Origin of the sequence: Lentibacillus salicampi (genome assembly GCF_004565465.1) — a bacterium.
GTDB classification, from domain to species: Bacteria; Bacillota; Bacilli; order Bacillales; family Amphibacillaceae; genus Lentibacillus; species Lentibacillus salicampi.
Genome location: NZ_SRHY01000019.1, coordinates 22,776 through 47,752 on the forward strand (window position 1 = coordinate 22,776; position 24,977 = coordinate 47,752).

23 protein-coding genes, 1 pseudogene and 1 other annotated feature are annotated in these 24,977 nt (G+C 43.3%); of the genes and pseudogenes, 6 read left to right on the forward strand and 18 right to left on the reverse strand.

Going from position 1 to position 24,977, the window contains the following annotated elements:
- Window positions 1–40: 40 nt before the first annotated feature.
- Window positions 41–441, reverse strand: a pseudogene (locus E4U82_RS20310) (SAM-dependent methyltransferase); the annotation flags it as partial.
- A gap of 451 nt (window positions 442–892) precedes the next feature.
- Window positions 893–2,164 (reverse strand): tyrosine--tRNA ligase, encoded by a 1,272-nt coding sequence (tyrS, locus tag E4U82_RS11560; protein WP_135110342.1) that lies wholly within the window; start codon window positions 2,162–2,164, stop codon window positions 893–895.
- Between the two features lie 50 nt (window positions 2,165–2,214).
- Window positions 2,215–2,418: a binding site (T-box leader), on the reverse strand.
- A 124-nt stretch (window positions 2,419–2,542) separates the two neighbouring features.
- On the opposite strand from tyrS, the gene E4U82_RS11565 reads away from it, so the two are divergent.
- The 4 genes from E4U82_RS11565 to E4U82_RS11580 all read left to right on the forward strand — a co-directional run bounded on the left by E4U82_RS11565 (window position 2,543) and on the right by E4U82_RS11580 (window position 8,420).
- Window positions 2,543–5,593: a transglycosylase domain-containing protein gene (locus tag E4U82_RS11565; protein WP_135110343.1), complete on the forward strand. Its 3,051-nt coding sequence runs from the start codon at window positions 2,543–2,545 to the stop codon at window positions 5,591–5,593.
- A 360-nt stretch (window positions 5,594–5,953) separates the two neighbouring features.
- The gene (locus E4U82_RS11570; protein WP_135110344.1) at window positions 5,954–6,607 is read left to right on the forward strand and encodes a GNAT family N-acetyltransferase; all 654 of its coding nucleotides are present in this window, start codon (window positions 5,954–5,956) and stop codon (window positions 6,605–6,607) included.
- Window positions 6,607–7,257, forward strand: coding sequence for an acetoin utilization AcuB family protein (locus tag E4U82_RS11575; protein ID WP_135110345.1), 651 nt, complete (start codon window positions 6,607–6,609; stop codon window positions 7,255–7,257). Before E4U82_RS11570 ends, E4U82_RS11575 begins: the two co-directional genes overlap by 1 nt.
- Complete coding sequence (locus tag E4U82_RS11580; protein WP_135110346.1) at window positions 7,254–8,420, forward strand: acetoin utilization protein AcuC; 1,167 nt, start codon at window positions 7,254–7,256, stop codon at window positions 8,418–8,420. The genes E4U82_RS11575 and E4U82_RS11580 overlap by 4 nt, the downstream gene beginning before the upstream one ends.
- 63 nt (window positions 8,421–8,483) lie before the next feature.
- On the opposite strand, the gene motS is transcribed toward E4U82_RS11580, so the two are convergent.
- The 12 genes from motS to E4U82_RS11640 all read right to left on the reverse strand — a co-directional run bounded on the left by motS (window position 8,484) and on the right by E4U82_RS11640 (window position 19,909).
- Window positions 8,484–9,278, reverse strand: a complete 795-nt coding sequence (motS, locus tag E4U82_RS11585; protein ID WP_135110347.1) for a flagellar motor protein MotS — start codon at window positions 9,276–9,278, stop codon at window positions 8,484–8,486.
- Window positions 9,268–10,083, reverse strand: coding sequence for a flagellar motor protein MotP (gene motP, locus E4U82_RS11590; RefSeq protein ID WP_135110348.1), 816 nt, complete (start codon window positions 10,081–10,083; stop codon window positions 9,268–9,270). Before motP ends, motS begins: the two co-directional genes overlap by 11 nt.
- Window positions 10,084–10,128: 45 nt before the next feature.
- A complete protein-coding gene (ccpA, locus tag E4U82_RS11595; protein WP_135110349.1) occupies window positions 10,129–11,124 on the reverse strand; it encodes a catabolite control protein A in 996 nt (331 codons plus the stop codon).
- A gap of 173 nt (window positions 11,125–11,297) precedes the next feature.
- On the reverse strand, window positions 11,298–12,380 hold the full coding sequence (locus E4U82_RS11600; protein ID WP_425339522.1) for a bifunctional 3-deoxy-7-phosphoheptulonate synthase/chorismate mutase: 1,083 nt from the start codon (window positions 12,378–12,380) through the stop codon (window positions 11,298–11,300).
- Window positions 12,381–12,533: 153 nt separating this feature from the next.
- The gene (locus E4U82_RS11605) at window positions 12,534–12,980 is read right to left on the reverse strand and encodes a YtxH domain-containing protein (protein WP_135110351.1); all 447 of its coding nucleotides are present in this window, start codon (window positions 12,978–12,980) and stop codon (window positions 12,534–12,536) included.
- 24 nt (window positions 12,981–13,004) lie between these two features.
- Complete coding sequence (locus tag E4U82_RS11610) at window positions 13,005–13,409, reverse strand: DUF948 domain-containing protein (protein WP_135110352.1); 405 nt, start codon at window positions 13,407–13,409, stop codon at window positions 13,005–13,007.
- A gap of 477 nt (window positions 13,410–13,886) precedes the next feature.
- Window positions 13,887–15,212 (reverse strand): UDP-N-acetylmuramate--L-alanine ligase, encoded by a 1,326-nt coding sequence (murC, locus tag E4U82_RS11615; RefSeq protein WP_135110353.1) that lies wholly within the window; start codon window positions 15,210–15,212, stop codon window positions 13,887–13,889.
- Window positions 15,213–15,311: 99 nt separating this feature from the next.
- Window positions 15,312–15,515 (reverse strand): hypothetical protein, encoded by a 204-nt coding sequence (locus tag E4U82_RS11620; RefSeq protein WP_135110354.1) that lies wholly within the window; start codon window positions 15,513–15,515, stop codon window positions 15,312–15,314.
- Between the two features lie 176 nt (window positions 15,516–15,691).
- Entirely contained in the window at window positions 15,692–17,947 is a 2,256-nt protein-coding gene (locus E4U82_RS11625) for a DNA translocase FtsK (RefSeq protein ID WP_135110355.1), read from the reverse strand.
- A gap of 203 nt (window positions 17,948–18,150) precedes the next feature.
- A complete protein-coding gene (gene ytpR / locus E4U82_RS11630) occupies window positions 18,151–18,753 on the reverse strand; it encodes a YtpR family tRNA-binding protein (protein WP_135110356.1) in 603 nt (200 codons plus the stop codon).
- Window positions 18,754–18,768: 15 nt separating this feature from the next.
- A complete protein-coding gene (locus E4U82_RS11635) occupies window positions 18,769–19,575 on the reverse strand; it encodes a DUF1444 domain-containing protein (RefSeq protein ID WP_135110357.1) in 807 nt (268 codons plus the stop codon).
- A gap of 19 nt (window positions 19,576–19,594) precedes the next feature.
- Window positions 19,595–19,909, reverse strand: a complete 315-nt coding sequence (locus tag E4U82_RS11640) for a thioredoxin family protein (RefSeq protein ID WP_135110358.1) — start codon at window positions 19,907–19,909, stop codon at window positions 19,595–19,597.
- A 193-nt stretch (window positions 19,910–20,102) separates the two neighbouring features.
- On the opposite strand from E4U82_RS11640, the gene E4U82_RS11645 reads away from it, so the two are divergent.
- The gene (locus E4U82_RS11645; protein WP_135110359.1) at window positions 20,103–20,543 is read left to right on the forward strand and encodes a YtoQ family protein; all 441 of its coding nucleotides are present in this window, start codon (window positions 20,103–20,105) and stop codon (window positions 20,541–20,543) included.
- Between the two features lie 30 nt (window positions 20,544–20,573).
- Here the strand turns inward: E4U82_RS11645 and E4U82_RS11650 are convergent, their stop codons facing one another.
- The gene (locus E4U82_RS11650; protein ID WP_135110360.1) at window positions 20,574–21,080 is read right to left on the reverse strand and encodes a DUF84 family protein; all 507 of its coding nucleotides are present in this window, start codon (window positions 21,078–21,080) and stop codon (window positions 20,574–20,576) included.
- An 8-nt stretch (window positions 21,081–21,088) separates the two neighbouring features.
- Complete coding sequence (locus E4U82_RS11655; protein WP_135110361.1) at window positions 21,089–22,153, reverse strand: M42 family metallopeptidase; 1,065 nt, start codon at window positions 22,151–22,153, stop codon at window positions 21,089–21,091.
- 154 nt (window positions 22,154–22,307) lie between these two features.
- Here E4U82_RS11655 and E4U82_RS11660 point away from each other — a divergent pair, with 154 nt between their 5' ends.
- Window positions 22,308–22,622 carry a PepSY domain-containing protein gene (locus E4U82_RS11660; RefSeq protein ID WP_135110362.1) on the forward strand — a complete coding sequence of 105 codons (315 nt, stop codon included), beginning with the start codon at window positions 22,308–22,310 and terminating at the stop codon, window positions 22,620–22,622.
- Window positions 22,623–22,655: 33 nt separating this feature from the next.
- Here E4U82_RS11660 and E4U82_RS11665 read toward each other — a convergent pair whose 3' ends face one another.
- Together E4U82_RS11665 and trmB are read right to left on the reverse strand one after the other, a co-directional pair.
- Window positions 22,656–23,510: a YtnP family quorum-quenching lactonase gene (locus E4U82_RS11665; protein ID WP_135110363.1), complete on the reverse strand. Its 855-nt coding sequence runs from the start codon at window positions 23,508–23,510 to the stop codon at window positions 22,656–22,658.
- 789 nt (window positions 23,511–24,299) lie between these two features.
- Window positions 24,300–24,953: a tRNA (guanosine(46)-N7)-methyltransferase TrmB gene (trmB, locus tag E4U82_RS11670; RefSeq protein ID WP_135110364.1), complete on the reverse strand. Its 654-nt coding sequence runs from the start codon at window positions 24,951–24,953 to the stop codon at window positions 24,300–24,302.
- Window positions 24,954–24,977: the final 24 nt, after the last annotated feature.

Genomic DNA, 24,977 nt, shown 5'->3' on the forward strand with positions numbered 1-24,977 from the left:
TATCCCGAATTTAATGGGGTTCAAACAAGAACCCCGCTGTTTATATGGCCTTGACTTTAATAATAAAACGATGTTGATTTACGTCAAAATAACCCTTTGATTCAATAACTTGATGTACCTTATATAATTTTTCTATATATTTATCGGTATAAAAATCTGGGATTTGCCAAGGTATTGCTTTTAAATAATAAACTAAAGCCCCAATATCATAAAAACGTTGAACAGGAAATTCCTCTTTGCTATACAAGACTTCAAAGTTACTTTCTTTTAATGCCCCATTCAAGCTCCAATTACTAAATTCTTTATTTAAAGGAGCATCAAATTGTTCATTTATTTGTGAGCAATCTACACCTCCTACTTGCTGGGTAAGGAAAGTCCCTTTATCTGCAATAATCCTTCTTAGTTCTGTGGTGAATACGATTCGTGTTGGTTCAAAAAAATCAGGAGAATAAAAATTGGTTTTTGATTCGAAGGTGTATTACAATTTACACACTAATTTGTTATATGAAATGTTAGGATACAATAGCCTTTTTAGCCTTCATTTTTAATGTTTGTGATAAGTAATAAAAACCGTTAAAATACAACGGCTCTATTTTGGTTAAGAACAGTCTAAAAAAGGCTGTTCTTTTTCGAAACACACTCCTGCTTTCCCATTCAATCTCCCACTGATCCCACCACCTTTCAAAAATTAACGATCTCTGCTCAGCTTCACTGGCACAAAATTTGGGCGGAGAATTCCGTTTCTGATCTCCCTTCTACTCCTATAATCGAAACAAACTCAAAAAAAGGGGCATAAAATTTATCAAAATTCTGTGCCCCCAAAACCAAACTCTTTTCGATTGTAGAGATGAAGGAAGGTCTATTTTTCACGCGATATAGGTCTCCCTCTGTCTTAACTGAAACGTACTAAAAAGTATTTCTTCTTCCCGCGCCGGATAATGGTGAATTGATCAGCAATTCGATCGGCTTCACTTACAACGTATTGCAAATCCTGATGACGTTCGCCATTAATGTAGATCGCACCGTTTTGAATATCTTCCCTTGCCTGGCGTTTGGATGATGAAATCGATGCATTCACAAGCAAATCGATCAGACCGGTGTCTTCCCGGGGTGCTTCATAGGTCGGGACATCTTTAAAGCTTTGTTCGATATCGCTGGCTGACAGCTGTTTCAAATCACCGCTGAACAGGGAATCTGTAATCTTTTGCGCCTGTGTCAGAGCTTCCCGACTATGCACCATAATGGTCATTTCTTCAGCGAGACGCTTTTGTGCCATTCGTTTTTCGGGATTGTTTTCAAGTTCAATTTGCAACTCATTCAATTCGTCCTCTTCAAGAAAGGTGAAGTAGCGCAAGAATTTCATCACATCACGATCATCAGCGTTTATCCAGAATTGATAAAACTCATATGGTGTTGTTTTTTCTGGATCAAGCCATATTGAGCCGCCTGCTGTTTTACCGAATTTACTGCCATCTGCTTTCGTAATCAACGGCATGGTCAGGCCAAATACATTGATGTCTTCATCTTCGTTTTCGCGGGAGCGGCGAATCAGTTCCATACCGGCCGTGATATTTCCCCACTGGTCACTGCCGCCGATCTGCAATGTGCAGTTTTCCTGTTCATAAAGTTTCAGAAAATCCAGCGACTGCAGGATCATGTAACTGAACTCGGTAAAGGAAATACCTTGCTCAATCCGGGCTGACACAGATTCCTTGCCAAGCATATAATTGATGCCGAAATGCTTGCCTGCATCACGCAAAAAGTCAATAATCGTCATGTTCGCGAGCCAGTCATGGTTGTTTCGGGCGACCGCCGCATTTTTACCATGATCAAAATCAAGCAGTTTGGCCATCTGTTGTTTAATTCTCTCGCTGTAACCATGTACAACCGATGCTTCATTCAGTGAACGCTCGGTGGAACGTCCGCTCGGGTCGCCAATCATACCCGTTCCCCCGCCGATCAGGGCAATCGGCTTGTGGCCTGCCCGCTGGAATCGCTTCAGTATGGTAATCGGCAGCAGGTGGCCGATATGCAGACTGTCAGCCGTGGGATCAAACCCGCAATATAATGTCACCTGGTTTTCATAAAGGTGTTTTTCCAGGGCCTCCCTGTCGGTTGTTTGCTGAATCAGGCCTCTGTTTTCAAGATCATGTAAAATGTCCATGTGCTCTCCACTCCATTCAAAGTATAATAAAAAACCCGCCCCTTAAAAAAATAAGGGACGAGTTCACTTCGCGGTACCACCCTTGTTGCACATATCAATGCCACTTGGGGTTGTTAACGGTGCTGTCACCGTCTTCTTTCAAAAGAAGAAACTCCGGATTGTAATTCGCCTGCAAATATTTTCCGGCTTCCACCACCCGCCGGCTCTCTGAAAAAGGGATTTGCACAGCTACTGCGATCCTTCAGCGTCTTTTAATATTTACTATTATCTATTTATACCATAAATGTAACACAAATGCAATATACAGATTGAAAATTTTCATTCAACTGATTTGGCTGCTGTGCTATAATTAGATTTGGTTCGGGGGGAGGTTTTAAAGTGGACTTTAAGCAATTGTTCAGAAAATATATCGATAAAATGAAATCAGTTTGGGGAAGCTTCAAATCTTATCCATATGCTGAAAAAACGAGATCACTTTGGAGAAGTCTCAAATCATATCCATACGTTAAAAAAGCAATGTCAATCTGGGGAACCGGCAAAATCCAAAGATCATCACGCATCAGTTACGACGTCATTTGGAGTGTTTTGCTATTTTTTATTGTTATCGCAGTGATTGGCGGATTTTTTGCCGGCGGTGTCGGTGCCGGCTATTTTGCATCGTTGGTCAAGGATGAACCGGTGCGTGACTATGAAAGTATGGAGAAAGATATTTACAATTATGAAGAAACATCATCACTGTATTTCGCGGATGAGAAATATATTGGTGATATCCGATCTGATATCTACCGGGAAGAAGTGTCACTGGAAAATGTATCGGATGTCCTGAAAGACGCTGTTATTGCAACCGAAGATGAGTACTTCAGTGAACATAAGGGGATTGTGCCAAAGGCGATTGTCCGCGCGCTTGTTCAGCAAGTCACCAATTCGGGGACTCAATCCGGCGGGAGCACGCTGACCCAGCAACTGGTTAAAAATCAGATTCTGACAAACGAAGTATCTTTCGAGCGCAAAGCGAAGGAAATCCTGATTGCCATGCGGCTGGAACGTTTTTTTGAAAAAGATGAAATCCTGGAGGCGTATTTGAATATTGTCGCATATGGGCGTGATGCTTCAGGCGGCAATATCGCCGGAATTCAAACGGCAGCACAGGGTGTATTCGGTATTGACGCATCAGAAGTGAATCTTGCGCAGGCAGCTTATTTGGCCGGATTGCCGCAAAGTCCCACTTATTATACCCCTTTTAAAAATAATGGCGGATTAAAAGGGGAAAAAGGTTTAGAGCCGGGGTTGAACCGGATGAAATCTGTATTAAACAGAATGTATGAATCGGATTATATTACAAAAGCACAGTATGATGAAGCTTTGGACTACGACTTAACGGCTGATTTTTCCAAGGAGTCTCAGTCACCGGTCGAGAAATACCCGCATTTAACATATGAAGCGCAAAAGCGTGCCAGTGATATCATAATGGAACATCTGGCAGAGGAAGACGGCTATTCCATGGAAGATTTAAATAAGAACGACGCGTTGAAAGAAGAATACAATATTCTAGCTGACCGCGCTTTGCGGCAAAATGGCTACAACATCCATACAACTATCGACCAGAAAACGCACGATAAATTCAGGGAAATTACTCAAAACTACGAATATTATGGCCCGGATTGGACCGGTTATGTGGAAGATCCTGAAACAGGTGAAAAGGTTGAAACGACCCAACAAATACAAACTGGCGGTATTTTAATTGAAAATACGAGCGGACGAATCATCAGTTTTGTAGGCGGCCGGGATTCCAATCCGGAAAATCAATTTAACTATGCTACACAAGCCAAACGCTCAAACGGCAGTACGATGAAGCCGATACTTGCCTATGCTCCGGCATTTGAAAAAGGCATCATTCAGCCTGGGACACCGATAGCTGATGTTCCTAAAACATTTGCTGGCGGATACACCCTTAGCAACTATGGCGGCGGATACCATGGCATTGTTTCGGCCAGGAAAGCTCTTTACAATTCCTATAACATCCCGGCAGTTGACGTGTACAGCCGGATCTATGATCAGGATCCTGTAAGTGAATTTCTCGAACCAATGGGCTTCACGACCATTGGTGACAAAGAGTATGCCAATCTTTCTCTATCAATAGGGGCCGCGACGAACGGTGTCACGGTAGAGGAAAATGTGAATGCATTTTCCACACTAGGCAATAACGGACAATTTTCTGATGGTTATATGATTGAAAAAATTACCGATCAGGACGGGAATGTCATTTTTGAACACGAGCCCGATCCGGTCACCGTTTTTTCACCGGAAACATCCTATCTGACATTGGATATCATGCGTGATGTACTTGATCAAGGAACTGGTGCATATCTGAATTCACAAATTAAATACAGCGGTGTTGACTGGGCTGGCAAGACCGGTACATCTCAGGAATACAAAGATGCCTGGTTTGTCGGCGTGAATCCGAATGTGTCGATGGGCGTATGGCTTGGTTATGATGAAGGAAAAAGCATTCAATGCCCTTCATGTTCATTGAGCTACAGCCAACGAACCCAGAAATTATGGGCCGAATTAGTCAATGCAGCCTCTGACATTAATCCGGAACTGGTTGCACCCGATAAAAGTTTTGATCGTCCTGACGGCATCGTATCACGCAGCTATTGTGCCGTCTCCGGAAAGCTACCGTCAGACTTGTGTGAGCAGGCTGGATTAGTTAAAACAGATTTGTTTAACGAAAAATATGTGCCGACTGAAGAAGATGACAGCCTTATCAAGGGCTCTTATGTCAAGGTCGATGGCAAAGCGGTAACAGCCGACGAAAAGACGCCAAAAGAGTTTGTTGAAGGTGATGGATTGAGGTTCAATCCGGAATTCCTGAAACGTAACGATTATGACAAGCTCAGCGATCTTTCTATTCTCTTCCCGCGTACCAACCGTGAAGCATGGGAAAAGATTGGGGTGCCGCAATCTGATGTCATCAGCGCTGATATCCAGGACGATGGGGAAAAACCTGCCGCCCCAGAGTCCATTTCAGCATCAGGCAGTGAACTCTCTTGGAACAATTCAGATAGCAGTGATGTTGTAGGTTATCGGATTTTCCGGGCCAACAACCCGGATGGTTCCTTTAACCTTATCGGCAGTACAACTGGGACAAGCTTCACCGTGCCTGACAGTGATGCGATCTACCATGTGAAAGCCGTTGACTACTTCGGACTCGAATCATCTGCCTCCAATGAGACTGCTATTGGTGATGCTTCCAATTCCGATGGTGAGGAAGAGTCTGGTGGAGATAATGCCGATTCGGATGATTCAAATAGTGATGACAATAACGGTAATCATGACGACGATGGCGACAACAATGATGATAACAACGATGATAACGCCAATGACGACAAGGATAGTGAGAACAAAAACAAAAATAGCGAGGATTAATTCATGTAAAGAGGGTGGGACAAAACTCGACTATTTAATATAAAAAACGAACGAGCATTTGTTATTTTAGTTTTTAGTTAGGATGTGCTAACCATCATCGCTCCGGAAAAATATTCCGCTAGTTGAAAGACCTATGACTATATAATAAAATCCGAACAGATTATAAATTTCTCTAAGGAATTTTAATCATTGTTCGGATTTTTGTTTTGATGCTATTTTTTTGTTCCACCCTCTTTTTTTTTGACTTTTATTAAATTAATACGATATTTTCATGTTTCCCACTAAAAATCCAAACCAAAATCCTGTATAATAAAACTAATGAAAGCGCTATGATTGATCCCATATAAGGGTGGTGACGAGATGGATCACACGAAAACATATTATTCAAGAACACGAAGTACGCCAAACAGCTCGATCGTCATTGAAGGACCGATCCCATCCAATGAGCTGAAAAAGTATCGTTTTCATGAGCAACTTACCGCATTCCGTCCGGCTCCAAAACAATTCGAGGCTATCTTAAGTATCGCGGATTTTACGGAGGGTAGGATCATTATCGCAAGAACTGAAGATACCATTATTGGCTATGTCACCTATTTACATCCCGATCCACTTGAACGCTGGTCAAAATTCAATATGGTGGATCTGATGGAATTGGGGGCCGTCGAAGTTATTCCAGATTACCGAGGTGCAGGTGTCGCCTCAGAGTTACTGAAGGTTTCCATGTTGGATAATTATATGGAAAACTATATTATCATTTCCACTGAATATTATTGGCATTGGGATCTGAATGGGACCCGCCTGAGTGTCTGGAATTATCGTAAAGTAATGGAGAAAATGATGGCAGCAGGCGGACTCCTGCCAGCACCGACTGACGACCCTGAAATCATCTCTCATCCGGCTAACTGCCTGATGGTTCGGGTTGGCAGCAACGTACCGGAAGAATCCATTAAACAATTTGATGAACTACGCTTTTTACAGCGGCATCAACACCGCAATATGAGGGAGGGATTCTAATGCTTGTAGAGGAAATCATGAAAAAAGAAGTGATAACGCTTCCGCCAACGGCAACCATAGCTGATGCTTTACAATTGTTACAGGAAAACCCTATCAGGCATATACCGATTGTTGACAATGAAAATCAGGTAATCGGTATAATATCTGACCGTGATGTGCGTGATGCCACACCATCGATATTTGATGAACATACCAATCATCAGGCATTCCGTAATGAAGTTCATTCGATTATGAGTCGACCGGTCACAACCGTACACCCACTGGATCTGGTTGAAGAAATCGCCCGTGTTTTTTACGATGAGGAATTTGCTTGTTTGCCGGTTGTTCGCACCAATCAATTAATTGGCATCATTACGGAAAAAGATATGCTGCACACGTTGATCCAATTAACCGGTACGAATGTTCAAAGCTCACAGGTTGAAGTCAAAGTTCCCCATAGACCCGGAATTTTGCCGGAAGTGGCATCGATCTTTGGCGAACAACGGACAAATATAACGTCCGTGCTTATGTACCCGTATAACGATGATCCGAATTACAAGATTCTTGTCTTTCGTATCCAGACAATGAACCCCTTGCCCGTGATCCAAGGCTTGCGAAATGCCGGCTATGAATTGATGTGGCCGAACAACATAGCGGAGCCAAAAATATGATGTGTCAGGCAGCTTTTGTTTATTCAACTAAATTTCTTGACTATCATTTTCATTCGGATCATCCATTTAACCAAAAACGCATCTTATTAACAAAGGATTTACTGGAAAAAGCGCATTTATTATCCGAAAATAATATCATAGAACCACGGAGGGCCACGCAGGAAGAACTTGAGCTTGTTCATGACAAGGCTTATATCAATGCGGTTAGTAAAGCGGGGGATACTGGCTTGTCAGAGGACGAAAGCATGGAATACGGTATCGGAACAGAGGATACACCTGCATTTCCAAATATGCATGAAGCATCAAGTTATCTTGTTGGCGGGACACTGGCTGCAGTTGACGCCGTATTACAGGGCAAATCTGATCATGCACTAAACCTGGGCGGTGGTCTCCACCATGGATGTAAACGGAAGGCAAGCGGGTTCTGTATCTATAATGACGGCGCGGTAGCCATCAAATATATCCGGGAAAAATATGATTTGAGGGTTTTATACGTTGATACCGACGCCCATCATGGTGATGGTGTCCAATGGGCCTTTTACGACGACCCGAATGTCTGTACATTATCAATCCACGAAACGGGTAGATACCTTTTCCCTGGAACAGGCCAGGTAAATGAGCGCGGCATAAAAGAAGGCCACGGATACTCCTTTAACCTGCCAATCGATGCCTTTACCGAGGATGAATCGTTTATAGATGTTTATGAAGCTGCCTTCAGACAAATTGTCGACTATTTCCGCCCTGATGTGATTTTGACTCAAAATGGTGCAGATTCTCATATGTATGATCCGCTGACCCATTTATGCACCACCATGGCGACTTTCGATCACATCCCAATGCTTGCTCATGATTTAGCCCACCAGTATTGTAATGGCCGCTGGATCGCTCTCGGTGGCGGTGGATATGACATGTGGCGGACCGTACCCCGCGCTTGGGCACAGATTTGGAGTGTCATGAAAACAGGGGGCATTCAACAAGGTATGCTTCCGCCTGAATGGCAGTCAAGATGGCAAGCAGAATCACCACTCACATTGCCTGGCAGTTGGCATGATGATCAACGAATGGTGCCAACAATTCCCAGAAAAGCCGACATCACAGAAAAAAACAAAAAAATCCTGGAAAGTACACTGAAATACGCCATAAACAAACAAATCCATCCATAAGAGTCAGCTCGTGCATTTGAACCCATTAAAAGGGGAGATGATCGTTACGGTCATCTCCCTCTCCTATTTGTCCCCTTGATTTTTTCCATCACTTTCCAGTATCACCATTTCAACGCGTCTGTTCTGACGCCAGTTCGTTTCAGATGTATTGGGCGCGATTGGCTTTGTATCACCATATCCGACTGATGTAAAACGAGATTCATCGAAGTCATTTTCATTAATTAAATAACGAATGACACTGCTTGCCCTGGCACCGGACAACTCCCAGTTGGACGGGAATTTATAATTGGAAATTGGGCGATCGTCCGTGTGACCCTCTACTTTAACATAATTGGGGATATTCGTGAGCAATTTTCCTATTTTATCTAAAAAAGGTTTCCCTGAATCAAGAATGTCTGCCTCTCCCGTCTCAAACAGAATGCTTTCCTGCAATACAAGCACAACACCCTGGTCTGTTCTGCTGGCCGAAATAACATTCGTCAGGTTATGCTCTTGTAAATAGCGTTCAACTTGCTCCATCAATTCGTCCAGCGCATCCTGATCGTCTTCTGTCTCGTCGTCCCGGTCATTCATATTTTCCAGCTGTGTCGGATTTTCAAATTCATTTGAATTCTTGCCGCTTTCCTGATCACTCGTATTTTCAGTCGGGTTTTCCATCGGGACAGGAGACGGATAAAAGTCAAAAATCATCCGGTTCTTGAATGATTCGGAAATCGCATCAAATTTAACCATATCAATTTGTGATACAGAAAATAGTAAAATAAAGAAGACAAGAATCAATGTGACCATATCGGAGTATGTAACCATCCATTTCGGTGCACCGGAACGATTCTCCTGTCTTACCTGTCTACGTTTCATGGACGCTCTCTCCCGCGAATTCTTCTTCTTCCGTCTCTTCTTTTACGTCAGTGGGAAGAAATGCCCCCAGTTTTTCTTCCAGAATACGCGGATTTTGACCCGACTGTACACCGATAACCCCTTCAACGATAATTTGTTTGATAAACATCTCATCTTCTGTTTTAGCTGCCAGTTTACTGGCCATCGGAGTAAATACCAGATTAGCCAAAACGGTTCCGTAAAGGGTGGTCAAAAGTGCCACCGCCATATTAGGGCCCAACGTTGCTGGATCAGTCAGATTGTTAAGCATTAGCACCAGCCCAACAAGTGTCCCGATCATCCCCCAGGCAGGGGCATATTCGCCTGCCTTTTCAAGGATAACCCGACCTTTGTAATGCCGTTCTTCCATCGCCGTAATTTCCGCGTTCATAATATCATTGATGACGTCAGGTTCAATCCCGTCAACCGCAAGCAGCACCCCTTTTTTGATAAATGCATCATCCACTTCATCCATTTCGTTTTCCAATGCCAAAATGCCCTCTCTGCGGGCACGGTCTGCCAATCGTATAAACATCCTGATGAGTTCACCAATCCGCTGGTCTTTTTGGGTAAACGCTTCTTTAATAACTTTACCTGTCAGTTTTATCTGATCCAGCTTAAAATTAATCAGCAGGGATGCCGCTAAACCGCCAATTACAACAAATATGGAAGCAATATCCAAAAAGGAACGAACACCCTGTATACCGCCTTTGGAAAGGATTGCCAGCATGATCATAATAAACCCCAATGTAATGCCGATTGGTGTTAAAAGGTCTCTTTTTCTCATATTCTCGCTCCCCAAAGCTTGTTGCTTCTAATATCGGCATAAATACTATTTTGTTGAAGTTCTTTCGATAATTCGATGCGGCAATACGACTTTTTTCTCTTCCACTTCTTCTTTGTTCATATATTTGGTTAATAAACGCATCGCAACTGCGCCAATATCATACATCGGCTGAACAATTGTCGACAATGTCGGACGTACCATTGTTGCCAGTCTTGTGTTATCAAAACCGAACACTTCAAAATCATCCGGCACATTATAACCTTTGTCCTGTATACCGTGAATAACACCGAGCGCCATTTCATCCGAAGCCACAAAGACGGCTGTTGGCTTTTCTTCCATTGCCAGCAGCTGATTGACAGCCTCCAATCCGGAATCATATGAGTAATCGCCGGTTAATATATAGTCATCGTTCAGACTAATTGATTTTTCTTTGTAAGCCCGTGCATAACCGCTGTATTTCTCCTGGTTGATCAATGTGTCATCAACACCGGAGATAAAGGCTATTTTGTCATTTCCTTTTTCAAGTAAATACGATGTTGCCTCACATGCAGCAGCTTCATAATCAATATTCACCGAGGGGATTGAATTGGTTTTATCATACGTTGCAGCCAGAACGACCGGCACGGATGATGTCTGAAATTGTTCTACATGCTCATTCGTTATATCTCCGCCCATGAACAAAATACCGTCCACCTGTTTTCCCAGCATGGCATTGATCAGTTGCAACTCTTTATCCTTGTTCTGATCGGAGTTGCTCAAAATCATATTGTACTTGTACATAGTCGCGATATCTTCAATACCTCTTGCTAATTCAGCAAAAAAGATACTGGAAATATCCGGGATAATGGCGCCAACAGTCGTTGTTTTCTTGCTTGCCAGCCCGCGTGCGACAGCATTCGGCCGATACCCCAACTCCTGGATTGTATTTAGTACTTTCTTACGTGTGACCGGTTTTACATTTGGATTACCGTTCACAACACGCGAAACAGTTGCCATTGATACATTTGCTTCTCTTGCAACATCATATATTGTTACCGTCATGTCAAATCTACCTCCTAATGATTACCAAAACGTATGCTTTGTCATTATAATACGCTATCATGCGATAAAACACAAAAAATTTAAAGACTGATCTTAAAGAAGACCAGCCTTTAAAGGATACCCGGCTATATTACATTTTAACAGAGACGGGTTAACAGTGAAATACAAAGCGCTTATTTTTGCATACTGACACGTGGTGCATATTCATCAAGTGCATTCATGAAACGATCAAATGTCGGGATATCCATCTGCTGAGCGGCATCCGATAATGCAACTGCAGGATCAGGATGGACTTCTGCCATAACTCCGTCTGCACCAATTGCGACCGCTGCTTTTGCTGCCGGAAGCAGAATGTCTCTGCGACCTGTCGAATGGGTAACGTCAACCATGACAGGCAAGTGTGTTTCCTGCTTCAAAATCGGTACCGCCGATATGTCCAGCGTATTTCTGGTAGCTTTCTCGTATGTCCGGATACCACGCTCACATAAAATAATGTTCCGATTGCCTCTTGATATAATATACTCGGCTGCGTTTATAAATTCGGAGATTGTTGCAGACAGTCCCCGCTTCAGCAGTACAGGTTTATCGGTTTCGCCAGCCGCTTTTAGTAATTCAAAATTTTGCATGTTGCGGGCACCAATTTGAATCACGTCAACGTAATCCAGTGCCTTTTCTACATGTGCCGGGTTGACGATTTCACTGACAACCGCCAGATCCTGCTCATCGGCAACCTGCTTCAAAATTTGAAGTCCTTCAACACCAAGCCCTTGAAAGTCATATGGGGATGTTCTTGGTTTAAACGCCCCGCCGCGGAGCATTTTAAGTCCTTTTTGTTTAACAGCTTTGGCAACTTGGGAAACCTGTTCATAGCTTTCGACTGAGCATGGTCCCATAATATGATGGAGATTGCCATCACCGATCTTCTCGCCTTTAATCTCAATAATCGTATCTTCCGCCTGCATTTTCCTGGAAACCAGCAGTGCTTTCCGGTGATCATCGACCTGCAGTTCAAGACTTGCTTTAAATATTTCCTTGAAAATATGCTCAATGGTCGAATTCTCAAATGGACCATGATTTTTTTGTGTCAGTTCATCCAGCATTTTACGTTCTCTTACCGGATCAAAGCGATTAATGCTCTGCTTGTTTTTTACTTGACCAATTTGCTGAACAATTTCAGCACGCTGATTAATCAATTCTAAAAGATCATTGTTAACGCCATCCAATTGTTGGCGCAATTGTTCTAATTCATTACTCAACATAACCCCTCCCGAAATAGTTCGTCTAATTTAAAGAATATATAAAAATAATTAGACATTATTATACCGAAAACTGAAGACTTTGTCACCATTAAAATAATATTTTTTTTGCTAACGAAAAAGCCAGTGGATCATCACTGACTTTTTTCGCATTTATTTTGTTTCGGATTTTTCAGCGTCTGCTGCTGCTTCATCAATGGCTTCTTCTGCAGCTTCTCGTTCACTGCTGTTATTTCCATTCATTTTTTCCTGTAAACTTTCAGACAATTCCTGTGTTTTTTCCTGCGTTTTCTGTGACAGTTTTGACGTCGTGTCAACTGCCTTTGTTCTGAGATCTGATCCTTTCAGATACGCTTTTTCCTTTAATTCCGACCCTTTGCCATAGGCAGTATTTTTCCATTCGCTCCCTTTTTCATAGGCCGTATCTTTCCACTCACTGGCACGATCTTTTAACTGTGAAGCCCCGTCATTTAAATCTTCTCTTAACTCTCTTCCGGATTTTGGCGCCCACAATAAGGCAATGGCAGCCCCTGTCATCGCACCGATAAGTGATCCAATCATAAAATCCTTACTGTTCATGTTGCTGTCACTGTTTCCCATCCTGATTCCTCCTCAAAAAATTTATTAATTCTTTTTCTTTTTCCAAAAGTCTACAATCGAATTACCCCATTTAAGAACTTCGGAAACCTTTTCCTGATTTTTGGAAGCCACCCTGGAAATATTGGCTGATAACTTTTGTACTGAGCCGTTAAACTCGTTTATTGTATTCCCGACACTTTTAGCCCCGTCAAACAGTCCATCCAGCTTGTCTGATTTTTGATTGACATCATCCGCCAGATCATTGGTTTTATGAAGCAGTTCAGTCGTCTCAGTCGTAATTCCCTGCATCTGGGTTTCCAGATTTTCCAATGTGTTTGATACATTCGTCATGGTCCGCTGTGTCGCTTTCAGGGTTATAATCACATAAACAACAAGTACAACAAATGCTGCTGCGGCGATAATCGCAGCAATGTACAATAAGACTTCCATCGATTTCAGCTCCTTCGTGTCAACGATATTCGGTGTGGTAACGTCGTGCATTATGAATTAATAAGAGCCCTCTTACCTTTTTTCCCCATTCATGATCGTATAAACATATAGATCGACATATCAACAAAACCCGAACACACCCTATAATAACCTATATTCTCTACTATAACGGATTTCCACTAAAATTTCGATAAATATGTATAAAAAACTCAAATTCACGTGTTCATAAACCCATAGTTGGTCCATAGATGCTAACGTAAGAAACGCAAAAAACTGCGGACAAGTTCCTCATTACGTGGATGAAGACTTGTTTACTCATTTTTCGCCTCTCTTCAGGTCCTCATTATAGCTCTATGAAGGACTGCTTGTCTGATTCCAAATGTAAAAAGAAAATTTCCAAGCATAACACCGTGGTAGAGGCTAAAATTCTATACTTTTTACAAAAAAAGAGCCTGAAAAAGTTGGCTCTTTTTATTACTAGGCTTTTTTTATCTGATTATTGTTCAAAAATTCAACCTGGCTTTCATAGGATTCCTGAAACTTTTGAATATCTCCGGCCCCCATGAACAGCAATACACTATCCGGGTGTTCCATTAATATTTCTATATTGCTTAAATCCAAAATTTTACTGTTATCAACAAGCTCCTGCAAATCCTGAATCGTCAGTTTGCCGCTTTCTTCTCTTGCCGATCCGAATATGTCACACAAATAGACCTGATCAGCAAGATTCAGGCTGTCAGCAAATTCCTGCAAAAATGTGCGCGTGCGTGTAAATGTATGTGGCTGGAAAATCGCGATAATCGGTTTATCGTGGTATTTTTTCCTTGCTGTTTCAATCGTTGCCCTGATTTCTCTTGGATGGTGGGCATAATCATCAACCAGCATCTGACTGCCGAATGCCTTTTCCGTAAACCGCCGTTTGACACCCTCAAAATGACTTAATGCTTTCATCGTGTCTGCTTTCATATTCTCATAATGGCAAATGGCAATAATCGATAAGGCATTCAGCACATTATGATCCCCGTACATCGGGATAGTAAATGTATCATAATACGTGTTGCGTACAAACACATCAAATTCAGTACCATGCTTTGTTTCCGTTACATTTTGCGCCTGAAAATCATTCGTACTGGAAAAACCGTAATAAACAACGGGTACTTTAGCCTGAATCTGCTGCAATTGTTCATCGTCACCACAGGCAATGATGCCCTTTTTCACCCGTTCGGCCATCGACTGGAATGCATCAAAAACATCATCAATGCTCGTAAAGTAATCCGGATGATCAAAATCAATATTGGTCATGATCGCATAATCCGGCTCATACCTTAAGAAGTGACGCCGGTATTCACATGCCTCAAACACGAAATATTTGCTGTCAACATGTCCTTTTCCTGTACCATCACCGATAAGATATGAAATCGGGTAGGATTGGTCCAGTACATGCGCCAGCAAACCCGTCGTCGATGTTTTCCCATGAGCGCCTGTTACAGCGATGCTTGTAAACTGCTTCAGCCATTCACCTAAAAATTCATGGTATCGATAAAATGTCAGACCCTTGTTAAGTGCTTCTTTAATTTCAGGATGACTATCTGAAAAAGCGTTGCCTGCAATAATGGTGTGACCTTCCTTGATGTTCGTTTCTGAAAAAGGGAAAATGGGAATGTTTTTTTCCTCTAAGGCTTTTTGTGTAAAAAAACGCTTCTCAACATCAGACCCCTGGACTTTCTCCCCGGAGTCATAAAGTATATGCGCAAGTGCACTCATTCCGGTTCCCTTAATACCAATAAAATGGTAAGTTGTCATAAAAAAGAACCTCCAAATTTATATCTGAACTCTTTTTTCCATCGTCATTTCACGGCTATTTTGTTATTATAGCAAATTATGACGGAGAATAAAATGCTTTTAAAAAAGGCGCTGTAACATTGGCTTAACGGCAGAATCCGGGAGCTCCCCCGTCAATCCACTACTTCCCTGCAACACACCATGAATAGACAGCCGGATCACGACATGCGGGATATTCCCTTTTTGTTCCGGCTTGTGTGGCCCAGGCTGTTGATTCCCGGTAAAAAGTCGCAGTATCACCCGTCTTTCGGATAAACGCCTCATTCGATCGCCCATCAATTTTAAACGGCTATTCCCTGGCGGAGGAACTGCTTTTACGCCATTATATACATTCACTAGGATGGATGTTCTTCCTGGCACAATGCCGTGAAAAATGCCTCCCAAAAGGCAAACCAACCACACACCCGCTCTTCTCTAAAATCATTTCCCCCTGATGCCAATCAGAAAGCATCCTGATTTTCGATTTGTGCACTGGACACAAGTACGTCTCGTGGTTTACTTCCGTTTTGTTGCGCGATAATTCCTCTGTCTTCCATCGCGTCCATTAACCGGGCTGCCCGATTATAACCGACTTTAAACTGGCGCTGCAGAAGAGAAGTGCTTGCACTGTTATGCTCGACTACGAAATAAATGGCATCATGCAAAAGTGCGTCTTCCTGATCGTCTTTTACGGCTTCCTCAAGCAATTGTTCCTGTTCAAATTGATAATCAGGCTCTGCAATCGATCGGACATAGTCTGTCACGCGTTCAATTTCTTCATCCGATACAAACGCCCCCTGCAGACGGACACTCTTCCCGGCTCCATTTTCCGTAAACAGCATGTCCCCTTTTCCTAGCAGCTTTTCGGCACCGCCTGTATCAATAATCGTTTTGGAATCAACATGTGACGATACACTAAAAGCAATTCTTGTTGGAATGTTGGCCTTAATCAGTCCGGTAATGACATCAACAGAAGGCCGCTGTGTGGCAAGCAGCAAGTGAATACCACACGCGCGTGCTTTCTGGGCAATCCGGCTGATGGAATCCTCGACATCCTGCGGCGAAACCATCATTAAATCGGCCAGTTCATCAATGACAATCACAATAAACGGCATCTTTTCTTCCGGACGATTTTGTTTGATCACTTTTTGATTAAATCGTTCAATATCCCTGACACCTTCACGGACAAATGCTTCATAACGCTCTTCCATCTCCCTGACTGCCCATTTCAAAGCAGCAGTGGCGGCTTTGACATCCGTAATCACCGGCGAAATCAGATGTGGAATCCCATTGAACGGTGCCAATTCCACCATTTTGGGATCAATCAGTAAAAATTTGACCTCATCATGACTTGCTTTATACAAAAGACTAATTAAGATCGTATTAATGCAAACACTTTTACCGGATCCGGTCGCTCCGGCAATTAAACCGTGTGGCATCTTTTGGATGTTTGTAACTTGCGGATCCCCTTCAATACTTAATCCCAAACCAATCGTTAACGGTGAATGGCTTGTTTGAAAGCTTTCCTTCTCAAAAATTTCCTGCAATGTTACCGTTTGAGCATGTTGATTGGGGATTTCAATACCGATCGTATTTTTTCCAGGAATCGGTGCTTCAATCCGGATATCTTTAGCAGCCATATTTAACTTGAGGTCATCGCTCAGGTTTTTGATTTTACTTACTTTCACCCCAAGTTCCGGTTGTACCTCAAATCGTGTGACGGATGGGCCCTGGGTTGTGTTGACCACTTTTGCGCGTACATTAAAATATTTTAACGTTTTTTCCAGAAGCTGTTGCTGATTTCTTTGCCATATATGGTCCTGTGCTGTTTTTGGTACAGGGTCATCCAATAAATGGTAAGGTACGGCGCCTTTCTGGCCGGGTTCCTGTTTAGTAACCGTCTGCTGATTGGATTTCTTGCTTTGCTTCAGCTTATCATTCGCGGACATCAAAACGTTAAAGGGCGGTGTGCCCGGATTGCTCTGGTTCTTATGTTGCCTTCGAGTATGTCGCCTGCCCTGATCACGGTTCAAAGGTTTTGCCGTTTCATGTGTTTCGTGTTTGTCCGCATTAACCGGCTTGACAGTTTCAGCGGTATTTTCATGAATTGTCCGATCTCCTGCAATAACGGCATTCGCGGCTTCTTCGGTGTCGACATGCTCTTCTGTCAATGGCTCAGCCTGCTGTGTTGCTGTCTCCAGCTCTCTACCGTGATCATCTTGCTGTTTGGGCAGTTCCGGCTCCCTATCGTGATCATCATACTGTTTGCGCTGATCCGTCTCTTTATCGCGATCATCATACTGTTTGCGCTGGAAAGCCGGTACGTCCTCAACCGTTGTCTCCTTATGGCGATTCTGAAAACCATAAATAGGTGAAGGCACGTCACTCGGTGTAAATGGCTTTCCCGATTCTGGTTTATACACCTTTTGCGTTTCCTCGTTGTTATCATCGTCTTCAGGCTTTTCTGATGGGGTCCCCTCCCGGTCCCTGTCACGGCTTCGTTTTCGCTGATATGCCGGTATTTCAGATTCATTTTTCCGATGGGGCTGATCCGGGATGACAGGAAAACGAAATGATTTCTCAGCGGGATATTGATACGTTATTCTCGTTCGGATATCCTGCTTGTTGTGAGTCGTCTCGTCGGGTAGCACATCATCGTTTTCTTCTCTTTCTTCAAAAAGAAAATGGTTGATTTTCTTTTTCCATCGATCCCACATATGTATTCACTCATTTCTTCAAATAGCTATTCCTATTTTAGCAGTTTTGGACGAAATTGTAATGCACCATCAGTTTGTTGCTGATCCGCTGAATTGGTCACAAGATCGGTTCACGCTCACATGAAATCGGGTCGGGCTGCTACAAATATCACACCACCACACTAAAAAACAACCCTTGTCTTTGGACTCAGGTTGTTTTTACATTAAAAATTAAATGGTTCACCTGCTGTATGAGAATCATCCAGTATATATATGCCTTTTTCGCTTGGCGCGTTTGGCAGTCCAAGTTCTTTTTGTGAACATATCATACCATTCGATGGAATCCCGCGTAATGTTGTCGGTTGAATCAATAATCCGCTTGGCATGACTGCACCAACCTTTGCGACCACTACGTTCTGCCCGGCATCAACATTTGGGGCACCACAGACGATTTGCAGCTGCTCATCCCCTGTATCAACCTGGCAGACACTTAATTTATCAGCGTTCTCATGGGGTGACTTTTCCCTGACGTAGCCAACCACAAACTTCGGACTTAAATCAAAATCAAGCGCATCATCCAGCTTGTTTTGACTGAATGCTTCTTTCATTTGATTCAGCATGTTCTCTGTCATGGTAATTTTTCCATGATCGGTTACGTCAAAATACACGGATGCTTGAAAAATATTGTAGCCCAAAGTGGTGCCCTGTTTGTCGGTTATCTTTGTGATATCTCCAAATGTTTCGTGCGCGATGTCATAACGATCACCGTCTGAGAGCGGGACGATCAGAACATCCCCTATACCTTGATTATTGTAAAAAACATCCATTCCCTTCAGCCCTTTCTATTTCTTTTCCGGATGGTTCTTGGCCATAATGAAGACCGGTTCCAATGTTTTATTTTCATAAATGAAGGATAATGACGTAATCGGAATACGTCCTTCCGCAAAAAACTTCATCGTCATTTGTGCTAGTATATCATAGCCCGCTTTATTCTGAATGTCAGCAAAAATCAATACATCTTGATGTGGGACCGCCACCGCAAGCTCGCCTTTTGCGTTTGCCAGCATTTCTTCGAGGAAGGCCTCATTCAGAATCCGGCTCGCATCATAGCCATCCTGTGTGGCCACGAAATAAAAGTCATTATCGGCAACGGTATCTTGTTTATAGTCGTTGTCCAATGACCGGATGTTGAAGGTCGCAATTTCATCAATCCGCTCCTGTGTCCAGCCTTCTTCCTCAAGCATCGTCTCATCGATTAACTGATAGGATTTCCCTAAATCAAGGGCATAATAGATTCGTGTTTCAGCCGTATGGTCTTTGTGAATCAGTTTCTGACCGCTATTGGTTTCCGTCGTAAATGATGTGGCCCGAATAACTGGAAAAATCTTTTTCTCCATTCCTGATAGATGGTGGTCTTCATGCATAATGCGCAGTGCTTCCGACACATGCTCCTCAAGATCATCAATCGCTGCTTCACCCCGCGCATTATATTTTGAAACGACATTCGGAAGGGTGATCGTCATCCCTTGTCCGGTATCTTTCCATTCGATACGAAAGGTGTCTTTGTCCCGGTTATAGGATGTTTTGTAAGCCTCGTCAGATAACCTTTCCTGAAGGATCTTTTTCATTTTCAAACTGGTCATTTTCATTCTGTGTGTCCCCCTTTTATCAGCTGACGTCGTCCATAAATGCCATCACTTCATCTTTGGTCTTTCGGTTTTTACTGACAAATCTGCCGGCTTCTTCACCATTCTTGAATGCGAGAAAGCTTGGGATTCCGAATACGTCATATTTCTGACAGACGTCAATGAACTGATCACGGTCAACCTCAACAAACGTAAAGTCCGAATAGGCTTCTTCTATTTCCGGCAGGACTGGTTCGATAACACGGCAATCTGGACACCAGCCAGCTGAAAATACTGCTACTACATTGTCATTTTGTATTAAATCGTTCAATTGTTGTTCTGTTTCAATTGTTTTCACCTAACATCAACCTCCATTGTACTGACTATCATATCCTTGATTCGCGCTGGATTCAATCATCTTGCTGTGATAATTCGTTATGATGGTGAATTCGTAACCCGGCAAAATAAATTGGATGAATTCAGACTTTTTCGTTTGCGTTGTTGACGAAAAAAGATAAGATAGAATTAGAATAAATGATGGAGGGATTGCAATGGAACTAACGGTTTATCTGGCAGGTCAAATTCACGATGATTGGCGTGAAGATCTGAAAGCAAAAGTAAAGGACCAAAATCTCCCGCTCACATTTGTCGCGCCACAAACGAACCATGACCGGTCTGATAATGTCGGTGAGGACATTCTGGGCGAGCAGCCTGGTAACGTGTATAAAGATGATGCGGCATCAAGCATTAATAACCTGCGGACACAGGTATTGATGCATAAATCGGATATCGTCATTGCCCTGTTTGGGGAAAAATATAAACAATGGAATACGGCAATGGATGCAAGTGCCGCCATCACGATGGGTAAACCGACGATTATTGTACGGCCGGAATCATTAATCCACCCACTGAAAGAGTTGTCCAACAAAGCCAATGTAACGGTGGAGACCGTTGATCAGGCACTTGATGTATTGTCTTATATTTATGAATGATTAAAGCAGCGGTGTAACACCGCTGCTTATTTATTTTTTCTGTGCGTATTCCCATTGGCCACGCAGCATCCTGACAACGTGAACGAACATTTCTTTTCGTGAAATATGATCATTCGTGAAAATTCCAATGGCGCCTTCTTTTTTCCGGACATCCCGCCGCCTCGCATGCGCGTCCATTACATCGCCAAGCTCAATCTCTTTTTTCAGTTCGCACTCAATTCCTGCCGGCAGCAAAATCCTTGCCCCGCTGGCGGTGAAAATGGCCTTATCCCTCGTGATGAGCGCACCCCAATTGCATAAGTACAGCTCATCATCGACGTACATAACACCGCCTTCCAGACCGATACCGATGGCAGCTGAAGCAACTTTAAGACTATGTGAAGCCCTGTTGACCGCCCCTTGTCTCGTTTCCACATCGGAGAAGGGCTGATCACTGATCAGTGAGGGCGCATCTCTTGCTGTTACCGCAGCCTCAGTGAACACATCCTTTACCGCTGCTATTTTAGCGGGGTTTTTCGACCCAATCACAACGTTCATATAACACCCTACTTCGATTTAATCGAATCAACTGTACTTTGATCAGTTGATTTAACCAGTTTTATCAGCAAGTCTTTAGCCGCCTGGTAGTCATCAACATGAATGATCGATGATGACGTATGGATATAGCGTGAACAGATACCGACAACTGCCGACGGGACACCGCTATTGGACAAATGAACACTCCCTGCATCCGTGCCGCCCTGTGAGACAAAATACTGGTACGGAATATCGTTAGATTCCGCTGTGTCCAGAATAAATTCCCGCATGCCGCGATGGGTGATCATTGACCGGTCAAAAATACGCAGTAGTGCACCTTTGCCTAACTGGCCAAATTCCTGATCATCTCCGGCCATATCGTTGGCGGGTGAGGCATCAAGGGCATAGAAAATATCCGGCTGAATCATATTAGCGGCAACTTTTGCACCTCTTAATCCGACTTCTTCCTGGACCGTCGCACCAGAATAAAGCTTATTTGGCACGGCTTCACCCTGAAGTTCTTTTAACAGTTCAACTGACAACCCGCAGCCATAACGGTTGTCCCATGCTTTGGCAAGGATTTTCTTTTCATTGGCCATCGGTGTGAATGGACAAATCGGTACAATCGACTGTCCCGGTTTGATACCGATTTTTTCAGCGTCATCTTTGTCATCGGCCCCGATATCAATCAACATATCTTTCGTGTCCATCGGTTTTTTCTTTTGCTCAGGTGTTAAATTATGCGGGGGTGTCGAGCCAATCACACCGATAACCGGACCGTTAGCAGTCATCACCTGTACACGCTGGGCCAACAGCACTTGGTTCCACCAGCCACCCAATGTCTGGAAGCGGATCATACCATTTGTTGTCACCTGGGTGACCATAAAGCCGACTTCATCCATATGACCGGCGACCATGACACGCGGCCCATCACCATTTCTGACGCCAAAAACTCCACCCAGATTATCCTGGATCACCTCATCAGCATATTTTTTGAGTTCGCCACGCATAAAATTACGGACGTCTCGTTCATTCCCGGACGCGCCTTGCAGTTCGGTCAGGTTTTTAAATAAATCCATCGTTTCCTGATTCATATGTATTCCCTCCAAGTATATGGTATAGTTTCAGTATAACGGAAAATATGTGACACTTTCCACCAGTGTATCGGTTTTTATTTTGGATTGTTTCCGTTATAATAGTAGATATAATAACGTAAGCGTTCAATAATTTACTTAGAGGTGACCCATTATGAAAGCCAGAAATGCAGTTATTGCTGCCGGGGCAGGACTCGCGGCAGGATTTTTAGTAAAACAGCAACTTGACCGCTATCAGAACATCACTCCTGAGAAGGCTTTAAAACAGGCAAAAGAAACATTCAAAAAGCAGGGCCCGATCAGCGGTTCCTGGATTTACATGAAACCCGAGGAAGTCGAGCGAAACGGCTTGATGTATAACGCCTACCGCGGCGGTGTCACACGTTCGATCGACGGTGAAAACAAACAATATGAATTTTACATCGACGTTGACTCCGGCGCCGTGATTGATTCGGTTGAAACAGCGTAATGACAGTAAAAAGCCATCTATTGCAGATGGCTTTTATTCATATTCATATCTTTTGCGTTCAACTTCATCTATTTTATGGCCGGATTCATCAAACTTGATCGCCCGGTAATACGCATCGTGATAAAACGTATACCATGCCTGTTTCCGATAGCCGTAATCCATCCACTTTTCCTTTTGATGGACAGATGTGACCGGATAATCATCATAGGCAAGCACCCACAGTTTATTCTGATGGGCATGTGTTGGCATGTTGTCAGCCATATGGATCCACGTAGTGTCACCTTCTTCAAACACAAGGATTGAATGCCCGTCACTGTGCCCGCCGGTGTGGATCATTTTTAAGCCGTCTGTCACCGTTAGCTCTTCTTGAAACGGATTGACCTGCTCCTGTATGGGCTGCCAATTCATTTCCCAATATGTATTGGCTGAACGGATATTCGGATGGCGCATCTCATCCCATTCCACCTGCGAAACATAAATCGCGGCGTTTTTGAAAACAGACACATAGCCATCGCCAGCAGGTTTCGTCAGTCCGCATGCATGATCAAAGTGCAAATGTGTCATCAGGACAACGTCAATATTATCCGGGGTTAGACCCAGTTCAGCAAGTGACCCGTCAACTGACGATTCTTCCTTTACACCGAAATTTCGGATTTGCTTGTCCGTTAATTTGCCGTTCCCCATACCCGATTCGATTAAATAATTTTTGCCGTCGATTTGCAGCAATATGGGATCTGTCCGCAATTCGATCTGATTTTTATCATTGTATGGATATTTTCTTCCCCATAGCGCTTTCGGAACAACACCAAACATGGCTCCGCCGTCAAGAAAATTCACGCCGCCGTTCAGCCACGTCAGTTTTGCCCGGCCAATCTGCAGTGTTTCCAATTACGATTCCTCCTTTGCCTCTGTTCTAAGTTTAGCGAATCCTGTCCATCATGTAAACGATTGCATCAGAAAATGTGAAAAAGAGAACCGCACCAACCCGACTCAGGTTTTGGCAGTGACAGCTCTTCTCTCTGTGGATTCTAACGGTTTTGAAGAGGACCAGCCTTCTCTCGATCAATTCTCCCCGTTTTGAAAGGCAATTTCATCGTGACAGACCTTCTCTCGATCGATTCCCCTATTTTTGAAGGGCAATTTCATCGTGACAAGACCTCTCTCGATCAATTCTCGCCGTTTTGAAGGGCAATTTCATCGTGACGAGCCTTCTCTCGATCAATTCTCGCCGTTTTGAAGGGCAATTTCATCGTGACAAGCCTTCTCTCGATCAATTCTCGCCGTTTTGAAGGGCAATTTCATCGTGACGAGCCTTCTCTCGATCAATTCTCGCCGTTTTGAAGGGCAATTTCATCGTGACAAGCCTTCTCTCGATCAATTCTCCCTTTTTTGAAGGCCAATTTCATCGTGACAAGCTCTCTCTCGATCGATTCTCGCCGTTTTGAAGGGCAATTTCATCGTGACAAGACCTCTCTCGATCAATTCTCGCCGTTTTGAAGGGCAATTTCATCGTGACAAGCCTTCTCTCGATCAATTCTCCCTTTTTTGAAGGGCAATTTCATCGTGACAAGCCTTCTCTCGATCAATTCTCCCTTTTTTGAAGGCCAATTTCATCGTGACAGATTACGGTATTTTTGGTTGGAATACGGCCAATTTCCGGGATTATCCGGCCGCTTCTTAATCAACAGGGCCCCGGGAAAATTGTGCCCGACAACGGTATATCGGCTGTCCTTTGGCTGAGAATTTTTCTTCATATTCGGTCATGACATTTTCAGGGTCTTCTATATCGTGAAGGTCGAGATTAACCTCTTTCAGTTTAAGACCAAATTGGGAAAAACTGACGAGAGAGTATTCAAACAATCCCTGATTATCCGTTTTAAGCACGATTTCACCATCCGGACGCAAAATGTGCTGATACTGTTCCAAAAATGTATGGAAGGTCAGACGTCTTTTAGCATGGCGTTTTTTGGGCCATGGATCGGAAAAATTTAAATAGATAACCGAAATCTCATTTTCAGCAAACAGTTCGTGTAAATCAGCGGCATCCTGGTAGACAAGCGAGACGTTATCCAGCCCCGCCTCCTTCACTTTGCTGCCGGCCATCACGATAATACTTTTAGCAAGTTCAATGCCAATGAAATTGATATCCGGGTACTGTTCAGCCATTCCTGAAATAAACTGGCCTTTCCCTGTACCGATTTCAACATGAATCGGATGGTCATTTCCAAACAATGCCTGCCACTTTCCCTTTTTCTCCGCCGCATTCGGTATGATCACGTGTGTATTCTCTTTTAGAAAATCATCTGCCCACGGCTTATGACGCTGTCGCATTCTTTCTTCTCCTTTATCCTGAAG

Bases quoted from the DNA above. Each gene is read 5' to 3' on its own strand.
- motS (WP_135110347.1), bottom strand. From the start codon at position 9,278: ATGAAACGTAGACAGGTAAGACAGGAGAATCGTTCCGGTGCACCGAAA.
- tyrS (WP_135110342.1), bottom strand. From the start codon at position 2,164: ATGGACATTTTACATGATCTTGAAAACAGAGGCCTGATTCAGCAAACA.
- E4U82_RS11625 (WP_135110355.1), bottom strand. From the start codon at position 17,947: ATGTGGGATCGATGGAAAAAGAAAATCAACCATTTTCTTTTTGAAGAA.
- motP (WP_135110348.1), bottom strand. From the start codon at position 10,083: ATGAGAAAAAGAGACCTTTTAACACCAATCGGCATTACATTGGGGTTT.
- E4U82_RS11570 (WP_135110344.1), top strand. From the start codon at position 5,954: ATGGATCACACGAAAACATATTATTCAAGAACACGAAGTACGCCAAAC.
- E4U82_RS11660 (WP_135110362.1), top strand. From the start codon at position 22,308: ATGAAAGCCAGAAATGCAGTTATTGCTGCCGGGGCAGGACTCGCGGCA.
- E4U82_RS11620 (WP_135110354.1), bottom strand. From the start codon at position 15,515: ATGAGGCGTTTATCCGAAAGACGGGTGATACTGCGACTTTTTACCGGG.
- E4U82_RS11650 (WP_135110360.1), bottom strand. From the start codon at position 21,080: ATGAACGTTGTGATTGGGTCGAAAAACCCCGCTAAAATAGCAGCGGTA.
- E4U82_RS11655 (WP_135110361.1), bottom strand. From the start codon at position 22,153: ATGAATCAGGAAACGATGGATTTATTTAAAAACCTGACCGAACTGCAA.
- E4U82_RS11645 (WP_135110359.1), top strand. From the start codon at position 20,103: ATGGAACTAACGGTTTATCTGGCAGGTCAAATTCACGATGATTGGCGT.
- E4U82_RS11575 (WP_135110345.1), top strand. From the start codon at position 6,607: ATGCTTGTAGAGGAAATCATGAAAAAAGAAGTGATAACGCTTCCGCCA.
- E4U82_RS11610 (WP_135110352.1), bottom strand. From the start codon at position 13,409: ATGGAAGTCTTATTGTACATTGCTGCGATTATCGCCGCAGCAGCATTT.
- E4U82_RS11635 (WP_135110357.1), bottom strand. From the start codon at position 19,575: ATGAAAATGACCAGTTTGAAAATGAAAAAGATCCTTCAGGAAAGGTTA.
- ytpR (WP_135110356.1), bottom strand. From the start codon at position 18,753: ATGGATGTTTTTTACAATAATCAAGGTATAGGGGATGTTCTGATCGTC.
- ccpA (WP_135110349.1), bottom strand. From the start codon at position 11,124: ATGACGGTAACAATATATGATGTTGCAAGAGAAGCAAATGTATCAATG.
- E4U82_RS11605 (WP_135110351.1), bottom strand. From the start codon at position 12,980: ATGGGAAACAGTGACAGCAACATGAACAGTAAGGATTTTATGATTGGA.
- trmB (WP_135110364.1), bottom strand. From the start codon at position 24,953: ATGCGACAGCGTCATAAGCCGTGGGCAGATGATTTTCTAAAAGAGAAT.
- murC (WP_135110353.1), bottom strand. From the start codon at position 15,212: ATGACAACTTACCATTTTATTGGTATTAAGGGAACCGGAATGAGTGCA.
- E4U82_RS11580 (WP_135110346.1), top strand. From the start codon at position 7,254: ATGATGTGTCAGGCAGCTTTTGTTTATTCAACTAAATTTCTTGACTAT.